Origin of the sequence: Bifidobacterium pluvialisilvae, from assembly GCF_019331695.1 — a bacterium.
Taxonomy (GTDB): domain Bacteria; phylum Actinomycetota; class Actinomycetes; order Actinomycetales; family Bifidobacteriaceae; genus Galliscardovia; species Galliscardovia pluvialisilvae.
Map to the genome: position 1 here is coordinate 286,918 of NZ_JAHBBI010000002.1, position 17,049 is coordinate 303,966.

Sequence of the window (17,049 nt, forward strand, 5' to 3'; positions counted from 1 at the left end):
TGGCTTTGTGAGACAAGCGAAAGGCGTCCTAACGCCGTGAGAGAATCGCGCTATGTCTAATGCGAGTAATGCGAATGCCACTTCCTCCCGTCGCCGTCTGGTGGTCATCGTCATCGCGGCCGTCGTCATCGTGGTCGCGCTGCTGAGCGCCTTCATCTGGCCGGGCTGGGCCATGAAGAACCAGAACGACGGCGGCGAGGCCGCCCAGACGCAGTCCGCGCCCGCGACGCCGACCATCAAGGCGTCGGCGCTGCCCAAGGACGCCACCGATCTGGTGAAGGCCCTGCCCGACAGCGTGACCGACTATGCCCGCACCGGCGTCAAGGAGACCAAGGACTGGCAGTCCGCCAAGCCGATCGAGGAATACGCCGTCTCGTATTCGACCGGAGCCAAGGCCAAGGACGTGACCATGCTCGTGGGCCAGTGGGCCACCGCCGACTCGGCCAAGACCCAGTACGACAAGCTCGCCGAGGCCCTGACCGGCGACATGCTCGCCCACGGCAGCGTGAAGGTCTCCGGCGCGAACAAGGGCTCCTACGTGGTGCGTGCCGACGCCAAGGACAAGAACAAGGCCGTGGCGTTGTGGCAGAACGACACCGTCGTATTCCAGGTCTCCGGTTCCAAGAGCGCGGTCATGGCGTTCTATCAGAAGTTCCCCATGTGATTGCGTCCGATGCATTTGTCCGGCGATTTGTCCGACGATCGCCACGGATGGTGGTGTTAGTCCGAAAGCCGTAGTACTATTGGGCAAGTTGCAATCTTTTCGATACGTATAGAACGGAGGCTGAGATGGGTTCGGTCATCAAGAAGCGCCGCAAGCGGATGAGCAAGAAGAAGCACCGCAAACTGCTGCGTAAGACTCGCCACCAGCGCAAGTAGTCTTCAGCGCCGTATGGCGCAGCGTCGAGCAGACGTAGGAAAAAGCCCCGTGAACCTTACGGTTCCGGGGCTTTTGTCATAGGCTTTCTGTCATGGACGACGGGCGTGGACCCTTCGGTACGTCTATCGTCCTGAGCGAGGGGCAGGGTTCATCAATACCTCCATCATCCTGAGCGGAGTGAAGGGTTCGCCAATACTTCCGTCATCCTGAGCGGAGTGAAGGGTTGGCCAATACCTCTGTCATCCTGAGCGAAGGGCGAAGCCCGAAGTCGAAGGATCTTGGAATCGCGCGGGGCGAGAAGATCCTTCGACTCCGCCGCAAGCGGCTCCGCTCAGGATGACAGGAGCCGGAGCCGTCACGCCCATTACCGAAGCATCACTTGTTGCCGTTGGTCATGACGCGCGGACCGTTCGGATCGCCCACGATCACGGTGTCGACCATGTTGAGGAACAGACCATGCTCCACGACGCCGACCGTGTTGATGAGATCCTCGGCCAGCTCATGCGGATGGTCGATACGGCCGAGATGCAGGTCGACGACGTAGTTGTTCTCGTCGGTGCGGACCTCCTTGCCGTCGGCGTCGAGACGCAGCACCGGCTTGTAGCCCTTCGCCTCGAACTTCTTGATGACATGGCCGGCGCCGAACGGGATGACCTCGACCGGCAGCGGGAACGCGCCGATGGTGTCGACGACCTTGGACTCGTCCACGATCCAGACGATCTTGTTGGAGTTCGTGGCCACGATCTTCTCCCACAGCAGGGCCGCGCCGCCGCCCTTGATGCCATCGAAGTTCTTGTCCACCTCGTCGGCGCCGTCGATGGTCACGTCGATGTGATCCACGTCGTCGACGTCGACGATCTTGATGCCGTAGCCTTCGGCCTGCTCCTGCGTGCGGCGGGAGGTGGTCACACCGGTGAACTTCAGGCCCTCCTCCTGCACGCGGCGGCCGAGCTCATCGACGAGGAAACGCACGGTCGAACCCGTTCCCAGACCCGCGATCATGCCGTCGGTGACGAGCTTGGCGGCTTCGATGCCCGCCGCCTTCTTCAAAGCGTCCTGCTGTGCCTTGTCCATGATGTTCTCCTTCGATAAACCGGTTTTTGAACGTTCTACACATTCATTGACCAAGTGTAGGCAACGGCGCGGAACTTGGGAGCGTGGTTGTTCGCCGAAATGACCGCAAATTTTGGTTACTCGCCGAATCCACCGCATTCCGACGGTTTTCCTCGGCGTGTTGCGGTGGATTCGGCGAACGACGGGGATTTGCGGTGGATTCGGCGAACTATCGGCCGATGATGACGTCGCCGTCGAGCTCCATCGTGCCGTCGGCGCTCACCGTGCCGGTGAACGTGATGGTGCCGGTGATGGTGACGGAACCGCCATGGAACGACGGGCTGCTCGACGGCGGGGGAGTGATGCGGATGGTGCCCTGCGCGCGCAGTCCGGAGGCGCTGCGGCGGGCGGGTGAGGGATCCTTCGGCTCGCTGCGCTCGCTCAGGATGACATGAGAGGGGGCTGGCTCGCTCGGGAGGACGTGAGCAAGGGATGTGGCGTTGGCTTTTTTCGGGGTGATTGCGGCGGTGTGTGCGGAACCCTCCGAAGAGGCCCGCTCCTGCTTTTTTGCGTGTTCCAACAGGTCCGCCGGTACGCCCTCCGGTTTGCGCAGCCGTTCCGCCAGGGTCTGCCTGCCTGTTGCCGTATCATCGTTGCCGTTTCGCGTGCCGCCGCCCTTCCGGTCCTTTCGGACGCCGCCACTCGCATCCTGCTTCCTGCCATCCTGAGCGGAGCCGTTCGCGTTGCGTTTGTTGTCATCCTGAGCGGAGCCGCTTGCATTCCGCTTCCCGCCGTTCCGGACGGAGCCGTTTGCGGTATGTTTATTGTCATCCTGAGCGGAGCCGCTTGCGGCGGAGTCGAAGGATCCCTCCCCCCGTCCAAGGTGATACTCCTCCGCCGTGATGCTGCCATCCATGAGCATCCGAGCATCCGCCGGCACGTCGGTGCCCTTGGAATAGGGGGAGCCGAGCAGCGACTGCCACCCCTCCTTCGGCAGGTATCCGTCGCGCACCTGGGAACGGCAGTCGCCGGCGTACGTGCGCGCCAGCTCATCGACCTTTTCGTTGCCGGCGTTGCCCGCATGGCCCTTGACCCATACGAACTTCACCGAACCGGCGCGGCGGGAGATCTCCGCGTCGATGGCCTTGATGAGCTCCGCGTTCTTCACCGGCTTCTTCTGCGAGTTCCTCCAGCCGTTGCGCTTCCAGCCATGCACCCACTTGGTCGAGCAGTTGATGGCGTACTGCGAATCCGTCTCGATGACGAGCGGCTCATCGCCCGGATGCGCGCGCAACGCCTCCAGCACCGCGCACAGTTCGCCGATCTGGTTCGTGCCGTTCGTCGCACCGCCCGCATCGCAGTCGCCGGGATGCTCATGGCCGGGCCGTCCGCCCGCGTTCGCCTCGTGGTCCGCCCACGCCCAGCCCATTGGACCGTTAGGATTGCCCAACGCGCTGCCGTCCGTGGATACCGTGATGGTCATGTTTCAGCTCCTTGTGGTGGGTCGGGCAATCCAACCGGTCCCGTCGAGGCCTTGGCGGCCTCTCCCTTCGCCTACAGACAGTCCACCGGACTGTCTGCTTGACGGCTCAGCATTAGGATTGCCCAATGCGCTGCCGTCCGTGGATACCGTGATGGTCATGTTTCAGCTCCTTGTGGTGGGTCGGGCAATCCAACCGGTCCCGTCGAGGCCTTGGCGGCCTCTCCCTTCGCCTACAGACAGTCCACCGGACTGTCCTGCTTGACGGCTCAGCGTTTGGATTCCCGAGGGCGCTGCCGTCTGTTGATGCCGTGATCGTCATGATTGCCAGCGTAATGGATGCCTTGGCCGGAAGAAGAGTGTGATGTTTATCACACCTATTGATTTCGGGAATGATTCTTGATATCGCGCGTACGCGAATACGGAATGCCTCTGGGAAAAACAAGACTTGAGAATGATTTTTTCCTCATCGTATCGTGCGGGTGAACTTCACGGAAACCGTGCCCGTCACCAGTTACCGCATTTGGGGCATCACCCGTGAGGGCAGTGTTGGTTCCCGTGCCGGTGGACGAATAGCGTCCCGGTCGCGGGAAGGGGAACATGAGACGAAAGGAATAACAGTGTTCTCGAACAAGAAACGTGGCGCGGCCCTCGCCTCGGTCGTCGCCCTGGCGACGCTCGGCGCAGGCCTCGTCGTGCCGGCAGCCTCCGCCGCCGACTCGACCGCCAAGACCACCAGCGACGCCACCCTGAGCTGGGGACTGAGCAAAATCGCCACCGGTGGCGCCTGGGCCGGCGGCTGCAACTTCCTGTCCGCAGGCAAGGCCGGCAACTCCGGCGGCGGCCAGCAGCAGTGGACGGAGGACAGCCCCAAGCCCGGCTTCCAGGCCGCCGACGGCAACGTCACCATCAAGTACCCGGACGCGAACGGCGACCTGACCGTCACCCCGACCTGGGACACCAAGTGCAAGACGTCCACGGGCGCGAACGCCAGCCCGTATATGGCCGGCAAGGGCGTCTCCACCGACGGCACCGTGAACTTTGCGAAGGGCGAGGGCACGGTGGACGTTGCGGCCAACACGGCCGACATCAAGTGGACCGGCACGTTCACCGTCGCCTTCTATGGCGGTATGACCTACTGGTTCGCCTCCGACCCGGAACTTAAGGTCAACGCCGACGGCACCGCCATGCTGACCGCCGACCTCGGCGGCTACGGCGCCGATATGACCGACCCGAACAAGTGGGTGGAGCTGCCCGTCGAACAGGACAAGACCATCGCCGAGCTGAAGAACGTGAAGGTCACGGACACCGGCTTCACCGTCACACCCGAATACGATTCCATCAAGACCACCGAAGCCCCCGATGGCGGTTCCTGGCCGCAGGACTTCGTCGACTTCCAGTCGAAGACAGGCCAGTCCTCCTACTGGTACAACTCGACCGCCGGCGACGCGAACGCGAAGGCGAAGGCCGCGACGCCCATCACCATCTCCTACACCGCGAAGGCGGCCGAGGATCCGAGCAAGGTGGGCAACGTCGGCACGCTCGCCGCCGATCCGACCACCATCGATCCGACCAAGGACCAGCAGATCACCGTCACCGGCAAGGGATACACCGGCTCCGGCGCAGCCTACGGCACCTATGTGGTCATCGCCGACAAGTCCGTCTGGGAGCCCGGCAAGGTCCCGACCGACCAGAACGCCTTCCCCATCCAGAAGTGGGTGCGTCCGAACAACGACCCGAAGGACGGCTACGCCAACCTCGACAAGGACGGCAACTGGACCCAGGTGCTCGACATCCCCGCAGGCACCCTTGACGCCTCCAAGCAGTACGTGGTCGGCACGTTCGCCGCGCACATGCTGTCCGTCACCAACCGCAACCTCGACCACGCCGTCGACTTGACGCTCAAGGCATCCACGCCCGAGGCCACCGCGCCTGCCGCTCCCGCCAAGCCGACCGCCACCGTCGCCGGCACCATGGCCGACCCGTACCAGGTGAAGGTCGACTGGAAGGCCCCGGCCAAGGACGGCGGCTCCGCGATCACCGGCTACACGGTGACGCTCACCCCGTCCACCGGTGACCCGATCAGCCGGGACGTCGACGCGACCGCCACCACCGCCACGTTCGGCAAACTCACCGCGAAGAACGTCTCCTACACGGCGACCGTCGTCGCGAAGAACGCTGTCGGCGACTCCGCCGCGTCCCCGGCCTCCGACGCGGTCACGCCGAACGCCGATCCGGCCGCCACGCCGGCCATCGCCGTCGAGCCGACCGACGGCATCGATCCCGCCGCCGACACCACGTTCACCGTCAAGGGCACCGGCTTCACCGGCGGCGCCGCCTTCTACGGCGCGTACGCCGTCGTCGCCGACGCCAACGTGTGGAACGCCGGCAAGAACCCGACCTCCGCCAAGGACTTCATCGGATCGGCGTGGGTCAAGCCCGCCGACATCAAGGACGGCGCGTTCACCGCGACCGTCACCGTCAAGGCCGGCACCTTCCAGTACGGCAAGACCTACGTGGTCGGCACCACCGCCGCGCACGGCCTGTCCCTGACCGACCGTCGTCTCGACACCGCCCAGGCCATCACCCTCAAGGCCCAGATTCCGACCGCGCCGAGCGATGTGGCCATCACCAAGGCCGGCGACACCGACGCCAAGGTGAGCTGGAAGGCCCCTGCCGCCGGCACCTACGACTCCAAGGTCGCCAAGTACACCATCGTCGTCTCCGACAAGGACGGCAAGCAGGTCGCCACCAAGACCGTCGAGACTGCGGATGGCAAGACCGAGTACACCGCCGACTTCGCCGGCGTCGCCAAGCCCGGTTCGACGCTCAAGGCCACCGTCACCGCCATCGACGCCAACGGCCAGCAGTCCGCGGCCGTCGCCGCCGATGCCGATCTGACGATCCCGGCCGTCGCGCCCTCCGCTCCGCAGAACGTGACCGTGAAGCAGGCCGGCGCCCACGAGCTGCTCGTCAGCTGGGCCAAGCCCGCATCCGACGGCGGCAGCGCCATCACCGGCTACACCGTCACGCTCACCCCGAAGACCAAGGCCCGTGCCGCGGCCCTGACCGCTAAGGTGGACGCGAACACCTTCCAGCACGTCTTCACCGACCTCGACCCGAGCACCGAATACACGGCGACCGTGACGGCCACCAACGCCATCGGCTCCGCCGACGCCCAGACCGCCGAAGCCGCCAAGCCCGCCGCCATCGAGCCGAAGCTTGCCTTCGCCGACGCGGACAAGAAGGCCATCACCTCGCTCACCCTGAACACGAAGGACGAGAAGACCCTCTACGCCTTCGCCCAGGGCGAGAAGGTCGACGGCGAGAAGGTGACCTGGGAATCCTCCGACAAGACCGTCATCGCCTTCCCGGCCGAGGACTCCGCCGACGCCAACACCCCGGCGACCGCCGCCGTCGGCTACGACGAGCAGAAGGTCATCGCCGGCAAGGCCGGCAAGGCCACCATCACCATCACGGCGACCATCGATGGCAAGGACGTCAAGGCCACCCTGCCCGTCACCGTGAAGGACCCGGCCGCCGGCAACGGCACCCACGGCAGCACCAGCACCGGAGGCAACGGCCAGAACAACGGTTCCGCCAGCACCAGCGGCACCACGTCGTCCAGCGCGGGCGCCTCCGCCAAGGCCAACGGCACCGCCACGAAGTCCACCAGCCAGCTGAGCAAGACCGGCTCCGCCATCATGGGCATCGTCGCCGCGGCCGTCGTCCTGGCCGCCGGCGCAGGCATCGCGCTCGCCGCCCGTCGCCGCGCCACACGCTGAATCGCGGCGGCGGCAATGGGAGCCGACCTTTCAACGGGTTGGCTCCCCCGCGTGAGCAGGGGTGGCTGTCAGGTGAAGCTTGGCTGAGAGGGGAGCAGTTTTGTGGTGAACTCCCCTCAGTCGGCTTTGCCGACAGATCCCCTCATTCATGAGGGGAGCCAATTGGACTCGGCAACCGGCCCCCGCTGGCGAGCGGCCTTTCCGTCATCCTGAGCGAGCGGCCTTTTTGTCATCCTGAGCGAGCGTAGCGAGTCGAAGGATCTTTACCCCTCCGACCGCGACGGCGCGCCGACCACCCTCAGTCAGCTGCGCTGACGGCTCCCGCCAGCGGGAGCCGAAGATCCTTCGACTCCGTCGCTTCGCGACTTCGCTCAGGATGACAAAGCTGTGGCGTGGGCTTCGCTCAGGATGACAAAGCTGTGGCGTGGACTTCGCTCAGGATGACAAAGCTGCGGGGCGGACTTCGCTCAGGATGACAAAGCTGTGGCGCGGACTTCGCTCAGGATGACGACACCCTGCCGTGTCCCAACGGTCTTGCCCCCGCTGGCGGGGGCTGTCCGGCGTATGCCGGACTGGAGGTGGCTGTGCGTCAATCGGCCATTGGACCACCTTCAGCCACGCTCCGCGTGACGGCTTCCGCCTGCGGAAGCCAGTCGCTTATCTTGCCCCGCTTATCCGCCATCGAATCCAACCTCAAGGAATCCGCCTCATGAACATCGGACATCTGATCGTCGATGCACGACGCCACGCGAAAGCCACGCTGGCGTCCGTTCTCGCGGTCGTGTGCCTGATGGGCATGGCCGGCTGCGCCAACATCGGCACCATCTCCGAGTCAAGCCTCGACTCCTGCGACGTGCCCGACGCATCCACCACACCCAATCCGCCGAAACTTCCCAACGTCACGCAATCCAAACTCAAGAACCCACGCGAGATCACCGGCCCCACCACCGCCTACACTCGCTCCGACCAGATCATCCCCATCTCCAACGCGCCGTTCGAACAGCAGAAGCTGCCCGTGACGGTCACCAGCTCCGACGGTCCCAAGCAGACGGTCAAGGACACCACGCGCATCCTCGCGCTCAACCAGAACGGCGGTCTTGCCGCAGCCGTCTACGCGCTCGGCTTCGGCTGCAACCTCGTCGGCCGTGACACCGCCACCGGATCCTCCGGCATGGACAAACTGCCCAAGGTCACCGTCAACGGCATGGACCTCAATGCCGAAGCCATCCTCGCGTTGGAGCCCACCGTCATCATCACCGACACCAGCATCGGCCCCTACGACGTGCAGTTGCAGCTGCGGCAGTCCGGCGTGCCGGTCGTGTTCGTGCCGCTCACCAGCAACGACGGCGTCAACGGCGTCGGCACGCAGATCCAGGCCGTCGCCGACGCGCTCGGCGTCAGCGACCTCGGCAAACAGCTCGTCAAACGCACCAACAGCGAAATCAGCCAAACCATCCAGACCATCCAGAAAACCATGGCACCGGCCGACGTCAACCGCAAGCCACGCATCGTGTTCCTCTACGTGCGCGGCAAATCCATCTACTACTGGTTCGGCGAAGGATCGGGCGCCGACTCGCTCATCCAGTCCATCGGCGCGAACGACGTGGCCAAGGAGGTCGGGTTCAAGGGCATGGCCGCCACCAACGCCGAAGCGCTCATCAAGGCCAGCCCCGACGTCATATTCGCCATGACGCTCGGCGTGCAGTCGGCCGGCGGACTCGACGGCATGCTCGACCTGCCCGGCATCAAGGAGACGCCAGCCGGCAAGCACCGACGCGTCGTCGACATGAGCGACTACGAGATCATGAGCTTCGGCCCGCAGACCGCGCAGGTCCTCGCGGCGCTCGCCACGGCCGTCTACGCGCCCGGCCAGGCCTACCAGCCCAAACACAAGCCGGAAGTGGTCGAACAACGATTGAACGAGATGAAACAGGAGAACGAGAACAAGTGACAGGCAACGGAACCAGCGCCCCGCGCACGGCCGGCGGGACCGGCGGCATCCATACCGCCGCGGCCCGCGCCGACCAGGCGCGCAGCCGGCGCATCGCCGCCAACGCCGCCGATCTCGGCCTCGCCGGCAAGCCGCATATGGGCAGGACCACACTCACCTTCATCATCCTCATCGTCGGACTGCTCGTCATGACCGTCGTCTCGGCGTCGCTCGGCCAGCTCATCATCCCGTTCGACCAGGTCATCGGCTCCGTGCTCAACAAGGTCGGCATCCACTGGCTCGAAGGGCCGGCCCGCGCATTCGGCAACGAGGCGTTGTGGAACGTGCGTTTCCCGCGCATCGTCATGGCCATCGTTGTCGGCGCGGCCCTCGGCGTCGCCGGCGCCGTCATGCAGGGCGTGTTCGGCAACCCTCTGGCCGAACCCGGCACCGTCGGCGTCTCCTCGGGCGCGGCGGTGGGCGCCAGCGCCTCCATCCTCATGGGGTGGACGTTCCTCGGCGCGTTCACCACGCCGTTCCTCGCATTCGTCTGCGGACTCGCCACCACCATGTCGGTGTATCTGCTGGCCCGGCGCGGCGGCCGCACCGAAATCGTCACGCTGATCCTCACCGGCGTGGCCGTCAACGCCATCGCCGGCGCGCTCATCTCGTTCTTCACGTTCGCCGCACCCACCAACGCGCGCGACCAGATCGTGTTCTGGCAGATGGGCTCGTTCAACGGCAGCCGCTGGCAGCAGGTCGCGCTCGTGGCGCCCATGTGCCTCATCGGCATCATCGGCGTGCAGTTCCTGGCCCGGCGGCTCGACCTGCTGTCGCTCGGCGAAAAGCCGGCCCGCCATCTCGGCGTGAACGTGGAACGCCTGCGCTTCTGCTCCATGCTGGCCGTGGCGCTGCTGGTCTCGTCCGCCGTCGCGTTCGCCGGCATCATCTCGTTCGTGGGTTTGGTCGTGCCGCATCTGCTGCGCATGATCATCGGACCCGGCCACCGTGTGCTGCTGCCGGCGTCCGCGCTCGGCGGCGCGCTGCTGCTCACCATCGCCGACTTCGCCGCCCGCACGACCATCCAGTTCGCCGACCTGCCGATCGGCATGCTGACGTCGCTCGTCGGCGGTCCGTTCTTCTTCTGGCTGCTTCGCCGTAGCCGTTCCAAGTCAGGGGGTTGGGCATGAGCGTGGCCATTCAACTGCCGTGGAACACCGTCCATCGCACGCCGCAGATGCCGAATCCCGGCGACCTGGTGCTCCAGCTCGACGATGTGAGCGTCGAAATCGGCGAACGCCGCATTCTTTCCGACATCAGTCTGGATATCCGTGCCGGCGAGGTGCTGTCGTTGGCCGGCCCGAACGGTGCCGGCAAGTCGACGCTGCTCAACGCCATCACCGGCGACGTGCCGCTTGCCGGCGGCGATATCTCGTTGTTCGGAATGCCGGTCGCATCGTGGGATGCGACCGAACTGGCCATGCGTCGTTCGGTGCTGTTGCAGTCGGTCGACGTGACGTTCCCGTTCAGCGTGGGCGACATCGTGCGCATGGGCCGCTCCCCGTGGGAGGGCACCGCCGAGGAGATGGACGACGATATGATCGTCGACTCCGCGATGGCGATGACCGAGGTCACGCCGCTCGCCGACCGTGTGTATACGTCGTTGTCGGGCGGCGAACGCGGACGCGCCGCGTTCTCGCGCGTGCTCGCCCAGGCGGCGCCGATCCTGCTGCTTGACGAACCCACCGCGGCCATGGACATCAAACATCAGGAGATGCTCATGCGCATCGGCCGCGAATACGCGGCGGCCGGATGCGCGGTCGTCGTCATCGTGCACGCGCTCGACGCGGCGGCCGCATGGTCCGATCGCGTGGCGCTGCTGGAGGCCGGTCGGCTTCGTGCCGTGGGCACGCCGGAGGAGGTGTTCACGTCGTCGACGCTCAGTGATGTCTATCAGTGCCCGATCGAGGTGCTGCCGCATCCGGCGGGCGGATTGATCATCGTGCCGAAGCGGCCGGTCGTTCGTCGCAACGTGTATGGCACGCATTGGGGGAGGGGCTGATGATGGGGAATATTGTCGGTGTGTTCCGTCGTTGCGTCGTCGTGATGATGACGGTCGCGTTGTCGTGCGGCGTCGTCGCGGCGATTGACGTGCTGCGTGACGTGCCGTCGACCATGGCGGCCGGCGCCCAGGTAAGCGTCAACGTCGAGGGCGGTTCCCTCAATCCGGACGGCAAGACGACCGTAGACCTGTCGGGCAGTGGATTCCAATCCGTGCAGGGCGGCTTCGGCGGCATCTACGTGCTGTTCGGCTGGGTGGACGATCCGGACGGCGGCTCGTGGAAGCCGTCGCAGGGCGGCGTCACCGGCCAGGATTACCGATACGTGCCCGACGACGAGAACAATCCCGCGGGGTACGACGTGTTCGTCGCGTTCCCCGGCGATTCGACGGCGTCGGCCGCGAACGGCGGTCAGATCGCCGCCAATGGCACATGGAACGCCAAGATCACCGTGCCCGGCGCGAAATTCACCAGCTACGACCGGTCGAACAATCCGACCGACGTCGACTGCACGGCCGTGCAATGCGGCATCATCACCATCGGCGCCCACGGCGTCGTCAACGCCAGCAACGAGACATTCACGCCATTGAGTTTCGCCGCCGCGCAGCAGTCATCGGATTCCGGGGATTCCGGAACGACGGATACGACGGCCGAATCGTCGACGTCGGATGAGGATGCGGCCGCCAAGGCCAAGGCGGCCGCGGAAGCCAAGAAGAAGGCCGCCGCCGAGGCTGCGGCGAAGAAGAAGGCCGCGGAGGAAGCGAAGAGGAAAGCGGCCTCTGCCGCCGCGCAGGAACAGCCGCGGACGGCGGCGGAGGAGACCACCATGAGCACACAGGTTCCCACATTGGGCATCGCGGGATGGCTGATCGTCGCCGCGGTCATCATCCTCGGCATCGCCATCATCGTGCTGGCGGCCGGCGTCGGCGGATACCTCGCCATGAAATCGGTGCTGCTCGGCGTCTCACCGGCCGCGCTCGACAAGGAGATCGCCAAACGCGAACGCAAGGCGGAGGACGTGCGTGCCCGCGAAGCCATGAAATCCGCCAAACGCAAGCGCAAACAGTATGAGCGGCTGCTCAAGGAGCAGGGGAGGGCCGACCAGGTGCAGTCCATGGTCGAGGACGCCCCGTTGCCGATTCCCAATGCGCAACGGCCTGACGCGGGAGCGCAGGCCACGCAGGTCATTCCACCGATCGAGGCCGGCGGGGCGGCTGCGGCTGCGGCGACGGACGGCGCGGCTGCGGCGTCAACCGGGGCGGCCGTGGCTTCGGCCGGCGGCGCGGCGACGTCGGGAATCCGGGGATTCTTCACACGACACATGAACCGAACCGCGGAATCCACGGATGAGGGAGGCGAACGATGAGCATCACCCGCACCATACTGAAGACCATCTGCGCCGGCGCATCCATCGTGGCGGTCTGCGCCGGATCCGTCGCCGCCATCGCGCCGGCGTTCGCGGCGGACGGCGCGGCGTCATCATCATCGGCGGCGACCAACGTCGACGACGCCATATTCGAATGGGGCGTCAACCCCGAAACCGGCGGCGGATCGTACTTCGGCGGGTGCAACGCCCTGTCCGCCGGCACCGCCGGCGACGCGGGCGGCAGTGGCGTCTGGACGGCGAACAAAACCGGCAAGGACGGCAAGACGCTCTACCGCACCGTCGACGAAACGGCCCACGCCGAAATCCTCAAACCCACATCCGACGGCACCATGAAACGGGTGAGCGGATTCGATGCACGCTGCACCAACCGCAACGGCACCTCCATCGCCGGCAAGACCTCCGGTGCGACAATGAACGGGGAGGCGACCTATTCCGAAAACATCGTGCGGCTCTCCGGCGGCACCGGCACCATCGACGCCGCCACGAACTCGGCTCACCTCACATGGAAAGGCGCCTCGTTCACCATCGTCTACTATGGCGGCATGACCTACTGGTCCATCAGCGACCCCGTGCTCGACATCAGCAACGGCAGGGGAACGCTCACCGGCACCGCATCCGGCTACGCCGCCGACATGAACGACGCCAGTAAATGGGAGACCCTGCCCGCGACGACCATCCACCTCGCCGACTTCACCACCGGGACGGCCAGCGGCGCCGACCCGCAGATCACGTTCGACGGCAGCAATGGAACCATCACCGCACAACCCGACTATCTCGGCGTGAAAGCCGACGCCGGGGCGAACGCCCACGCCGGACAGGCCGACCGGAACGCCGGAAACGCCGCATGGTGGGGATCGTTCCCCGCCACATGGGTGCAGTTCAACAACGCCACCGGACAGTCATCGTACTGGTACACGACCAGCGGCGGCACGAACACCATCCAGCCGCGCAAAGTCGCCTCGCCGATCACCATCACATGGAAGCGGACGCCGAACGTGACCGCCGGCGCGAAATCGGTCGAACGCGGCGGAACGATCACCTTCACCGGCAACGGGCCTGCCGATGCGTCATACGCCGGACGGGTTATCAGCCCTGCCGGCGAAACCGTGGCGAACAAACTGAAACCGACCGCCACGGACCCCACGACATGGCGATACGACGTACCCGCCGACGCGCTCGCCGGCACCTACACGTTCGAACTCTACGACGAGACCGCCGGCGATGACGCGGCCGCCGTGGCACGGACGACATTCGTCGTCGGCCGGCTGCCCGGCGCGCCGACCCTCACCAGCCACGACAACGCCGGCACCGACCGCGTCGAACTGTTCTGGACGGCACCGGGCGAGAAGGGCGATCCGAAGTTCTCCGGCTTCGTGGCCACCGCCAAGCCGAAATCCGGCGGCGAATCCGTCATCGCGTCCTTCGGCAGGAAGGAACGCAGCGGCATGATCACCGGGCTCAAGGCCGCGACCACCTACGACGTGACCATCACCGCCACGAACGCGCTCGGCCCGGGCGCCGCATCGAACGCGATGACCATCACGACCGCGGCCGGGTCCTCGTCCGGCGGCAGCTCTTCGGCTGGAGGCGTGTCGGGTTCCGGCAGCGGGTCGAGCGCCGGCGGCACGACGTACAAGAACGTCACCCTGCGCTGGGGCATCAACGACGAGACGAACTCCGCGGCCTACTACGGCGGCTGCAACTTCATATCCGCCGGCAAGGCGGGCAACACCGGCTCGTCGAAGACGTGGACGTCATCGTTCTACAGGGCCAAGGACGGCAACGTCACCATCGAAAAGCCGGATTCGTCCGGCAAGTGGGTCACGGCCTCGTGGAACAGCAGGTGCCTCACCCGCGACGGCGACAGCGTAAAGATGGCCAAACGCGTCGACGGCCGCTCCATCAACACGGAATCGCAGGTGGTGCTGTCGAAGGGCTCCGGGACCGTGCAGGCCGACGGGTCGGTCGAGATCTCTTGGACGGGATCGTTCACCGTCGCCTACTACGGCGGCATGACCTACTGGAGCGTCACCGACCCCAAGCTCACCCTCGACGCCTCCGGCAACGGCGCGATCACCGCCACCGCCTCCGGATACGGCGCCGACATGAACGATGCGAGCAAATGGGTCACGCTGTCGCCCCGGACGATCCATCTGGCCGACTTCAAAGGCGTGGACGTGAAGTCGGCGGCCAGTGCGCACGGATTCACCAAGACCCCGGAATACCTGGGCGTCGCGGTGAAGGCCAGCGGCGACCATGGCGGGCAGGCGGCGAAGGACTCGGCGAACGCCGCCTACTGGGGCTCGTTCCCGCAGTCGTTCGTCGACTTCCAGCTGGAGACCGGCCAGTCGGCGTACTGGTACACGGCCAACAGCCAGCGCGACTACGCCAAGCCGACGCTCCCGCTTTCAGTGCAGTACGACTCCTCGTTCAAGGTGAGCGCCGGGGCGGGCAGCGCGGCGGCGGCCACGGCGGCCGGCGGGTCGTCGGGTTCGTCGTCGTCCGGTCTGGGCGGTGGCGGGGCGCTGTCGCGTGGCGGTTCCTCGGCCAAGTCGTCCGCCGCGAAGAAATCCGCCGCGGCGAAGACCGACTCGTCGAAGTCCGATGACGCCGCGGATCCGGCGGCGGCCTCCGACGACGCGGCTGCCGATTCGACCGGTGCCGGTGCCGCCGCCCCGCTCATCGCCGACAACGCGCGGACCATCGCCCTCGGTTCCGGCGGCGTTGCGGCGGCGGCCGGCCTGCCATTGGGCCTCGGCTGGTTCATCCGCCGTCGTCTCGGCCTCGACCCCTCCGCCGCCCTCGACTCCCGCCTCGGCCTGTAGCCGCTGCGTAATGAACCAACGGGAGCCAAACCGCACCGTACGGCTCCTTTCCGTTGCGGCGCAACGAACAACCAGGAACCGAGCACCCCGCGCGGTTCCTGGTTGTCAGGTGGGGCACGACGCTTGGGAACCGCACCGCGCCTATGGTTCCCGTTCGTTGGGATGAGTGCGATGAATGGGAATCGTATGAGGCCGCCCGTTCCCGTTGGTTGCACACGGAGCAACACACGGGAACCGTCGCACCGTTCCCGTTCCCATTCGTTGTATTCCCCGCAACAAACAGGAATCCGCGAATGTCTTCCGGTTCCCGTCGGTTGCGGTACGGCTACCGGCATCGACGTAGTGGCACTCCCGCATCGAGCAGTTTCTTGCGCAGACGTTCCGGATACAGCGCATCCTCATATTCCAGACGAACGATTCGGCGAACCCTCCCGGACCGTAGCGCCGTCTCCCTCTCCCGCTCGGCGTATACACGCTCCCGGATTCCCTGCCGCGTACCGTCCTCCAGCACGTATTTCCCCATGCCGTCGAATTCCGCCACGATGATGGTTCCGTCGGGCATCTCCCAGGAGAAGTCGGCGCGGAACGGGGCATCCGGATTCCGGGGATTGCGGAACGGCCGTTGCAGACGTGGAATCATGAACCCCAGTTCGATGATTACCGCACGTACCATCGATTCCCCACCGTTCTCGCTCAACGAATCGGCGTATTCGCAAAGCCGGACGATACGGGCCGTGTCCATGCCGAGACCGCGGCAATATTCGAGAACCTTCGTCAGCACTGTCCCCTGACGTGCCGCGGAATCGAAGAACGGCAACGCTTCGATGAAGGAGTACGCCATCGCGCAGTCCGTCAGCGTCCGATTGATGTCGGTGACAGTCAGTGACGACCGCTGCACGGAATCCACGGTCGGCATGTATATTCGTCTGAGTTTTCTGTATTGGTGTTTTGTCGGCGGGAACGTGCTGGCAATGGTAATCATTTTGTCATCGTGCAGCGAGTACCCGTGATCGAGCCCATGTGCGCAGGCTGCCGTCAATCCGGCGAAAACCCACGAGGGATGTTGCAGCGCCAACGCCTTGGCGACGTGCATATGCCGTTCGATCGGGGTCAATGCGTTCCAGTAGGGGAAACGCGCATACAGATTTCTGTATGGCGATACGAGAAGTCCCGCCTTGCGTCGCCGCAAAAGCGCCTTTCTCTGCAGCTCGGTGCGCCCTGCCGCGCATCGGTTGTCGTGTTCCGCTTCGTCGAGGAGACGTTCCGTCGGTGCATGTGTTCTCATATCACGGACGGTAGTGCGGGTGGGAATCCGAAGACAATGTTTTGGGGGAATGTTAGCGGATGGACCACCCCTGATGCGGTTTGTGGATAACCGGTTCCGTTTGCCCTGCGCGTCGCCTTGGCTCAACGGATGGGAACCGGAGGGCCGACACGGTTCCTGTCGGTTATGGAACATGTGACGAACGGGAACCGGAAACGTGTCTAGTTTCCTGTTCGTCGTATACATTCGACGGATGGGAACGGTGATGGTTGTACGGTTCCTGTTGGTTGTGCGACCGCGACGGATGGGAACCGGGAACGGGGCACGATTCCCATCCGTTATGGTCTACGCGACGGATGGGAACCGAGCGGATTCGTGCGAATAC

Annotated in this window: 11 protein-coding genes; 8 read left to right on the forward strand and 3 right to left on the reverse strand. The window is 65.4% G+C overall.

The window, feature by feature from the left end; all coding sequences use genetic code 11:
• The first annotated feature begins 52 nt into the window (after window positions 1-52).
• Window positions 53-664 carry a hypothetical protein gene (locus KIH77_RS02610; protein WP_219099515.1) on the forward strand — a complete coding sequence of 204 codons (612 nt, stop codon included), beginning with the start codon at window positions 53-55 and terminating at the stop codon, window positions 662-664.
• A gap of 125 nt (window positions 665-789) precedes the next feature.
• Complete coding sequence (locus KIH77_RS02615; protein ID WP_004268639.1) at window positions 790-879, forward strand: 30S ribosomal protein bS22; 90 nt, start codon at window positions 790-792, stop codon at window positions 877-879.
• A gap of 376 nt (window positions 880-1,255) precedes the next feature.
• Here the strand turns inward: KIH77_RS02615 and rpiA are convergent, their stop codons facing one another.
• The gene (gene rpiA / locus KIH77_RS02620) at window positions 1,256-1,954 is read right to left on the reverse strand and encodes a ribose-5-phosphate isomerase RpiA (protein ID WP_219099516.1); all 699 of its coding nucleotides are present in this window, start codon (window positions 1,952-1,954) and stop codon (window positions 1,256-1,258) included.
• 208 nt (window positions 1,955-2,162) lie between these two features.
• Window positions 2,163-3,416, reverse strand: a complete 1,254-nt coding sequence (locus tag KIH77_RS02625) for a ribonuclease H family protein (protein ID WP_219099517.1) — start codon at window positions 3,414-3,416, stop codon at window positions 2,163-2,165.
• Window positions 3,417-4,033: 617 nt separating this feature from the next.
• On the opposite strand from KIH77_RS02625, the gene KIH77_RS10595 reads away from it, so the two are divergent.
• The 6 genes from KIH77_RS10595 (at window position 4,034) to KIH77_RS02655 (ending at window position 15,400) form a co-directional block, all read left to right on the forward strand.
• Complete coding sequence (locus KIH77_RS10595; protein WP_219099518.1) at window positions 4,034-7,198, forward strand: fibronectin type III domain-containing protein; 3,165 nt, start codon at window positions 4,034-4,036, stop codon at window positions 7,196-7,198.
• Window positions 7,199-7,907: 709 nt separating this feature from the next.
• The gene (locus KIH77_RS02635) at window positions 7,908-9,149 is read left to right on the forward strand and encodes a heme/hemin ABC transporter substrate-binding protein (RefSeq protein ID WP_219099519.1); all 1,242 of its coding nucleotides are present in this window, start codon (window positions 7,908-7,910) and stop codon (window positions 9,147-9,149) included.
• A complete protein-coding gene (locus tag KIH77_RS02640) occupies window positions 9,146-10,318 on the forward strand; it encodes a FecCD family ABC transporter permease (protein WP_219099520.1) in 1,173 nt (390 codons plus the stop codon). The genes KIH77_RS02635 and KIH77_RS02640 overlap by 4 nt, the downstream gene beginning before the upstream one ends.
• Complete coding sequence (locus tag KIH77_RS02645) at window positions 10,315-11,190, forward strand: heme ABC transporter ATP-binding protein (protein ID WP_219099521.1); 876 nt, start codon at window positions 10,315-10,317, stop codon at window positions 11,188-11,190. Before KIH77_RS02640 ends, KIH77_RS02645 begins: the two co-directional genes overlap by 4 nt.
• Window positions 11,190-12,554, forward strand: a complete 1,365-nt coding sequence (locus KIH77_RS02650) for a hypothetical protein (RefSeq protein WP_219099522.1) — start codon at window positions 11,190-11,192, stop codon at window positions 12,552-12,554. Before KIH77_RS02645 ends, KIH77_RS02650 begins: the two co-directional genes overlap by 1 nt.
• Entirely contained in the window at window positions 12,551-15,400 is a 2,850-nt protein-coding gene (locus KIH77_RS02655; RefSeq protein ID WP_219099523.1) for a fibronectin type III domain-containing protein, read from the forward strand. The genes KIH77_RS02650 and KIH77_RS02655 overlap by 4 nt, the downstream gene beginning before the upstream one ends.
• A 325-nt stretch (window positions 15,401-15,725) precedes the next feature.
• Here KIH77_RS02655 and KIH77_RS02660 read toward each other — a convergent pair whose 3' ends face one another.
• Entirely contained in the window at window positions 15,726-16,685 is a 960-nt protein-coding gene (locus KIH77_RS02660; RefSeq protein ID WP_219099524.1) for a hypothetical protein, read from the reverse strand.
• Window positions 16,686-17,049: the final 364 nt, after the last annotated feature.

Excerpts from the sequence above, each read along its gene's own strand:
- KIH77_RS02615 (WP_004268639.1), top strand. The coding sequence starts at position 790 with ATGGGTTCGGTCATCAAGAAGCGCCGCAAGCGGATGAGCAAGAAGAAG.
- KIH77_RS02610 (WP_219099515.1), top strand. The coding sequence starts at position 53 with ATGTCTAATGCGAGTAATGCGAATGCCACTTCCTCCCGTCGCCGTCTG.
- KIH77_RS02650 (WP_219099522.1), top strand. The coding sequence starts at position 11,190 with ATGATGGGGAATATTGTCGGTGTGTTCCGTCGTTGCGTCGTCGTGATG.
- KIH77_RS02635 (WP_219099519.1), top strand. The coding sequence starts at position 7,908 with ATGAACATCGGACATCTGATCGTCGATGCACGACGCCACGCGAAAGCC.
- KIH77_RS02655 (WP_219099523.1), top strand. The coding sequence starts at position 12,551 with ATGAGCATCACCCGCACCATACTGAAGACCATCTGCGCCGGCGCATCC.
- rpiA (WP_219099516.1), bottom strand. The coding sequence starts at position 1,954 with ATGGACAAGGCACAGCAGGACGCTTTGAAGAAGGCGGCGGGCATCGAA.
- KIH77_RS02660 (WP_219099524.1), bottom strand. The coding sequence starts at position 16,685 with ATGAGAACACATGCACCGACGGAACGTCTCCTCGACGAAGCGGAACAC.
- KIH77_RS02625 (WP_219099517.1), bottom strand. The coding sequence starts at position 3,416 with ATGACCATCACGGTATCCACGGACGGCAGCGCGTTGGGCAATCCTAAC.
- KIH77_RS02645 (WP_219099521.1), top strand. The coding sequence starts at position 10,315 with ATGAGCGTGGCCATTCAACTGCCGTGGAACACCGTCCATCGCACGCCG.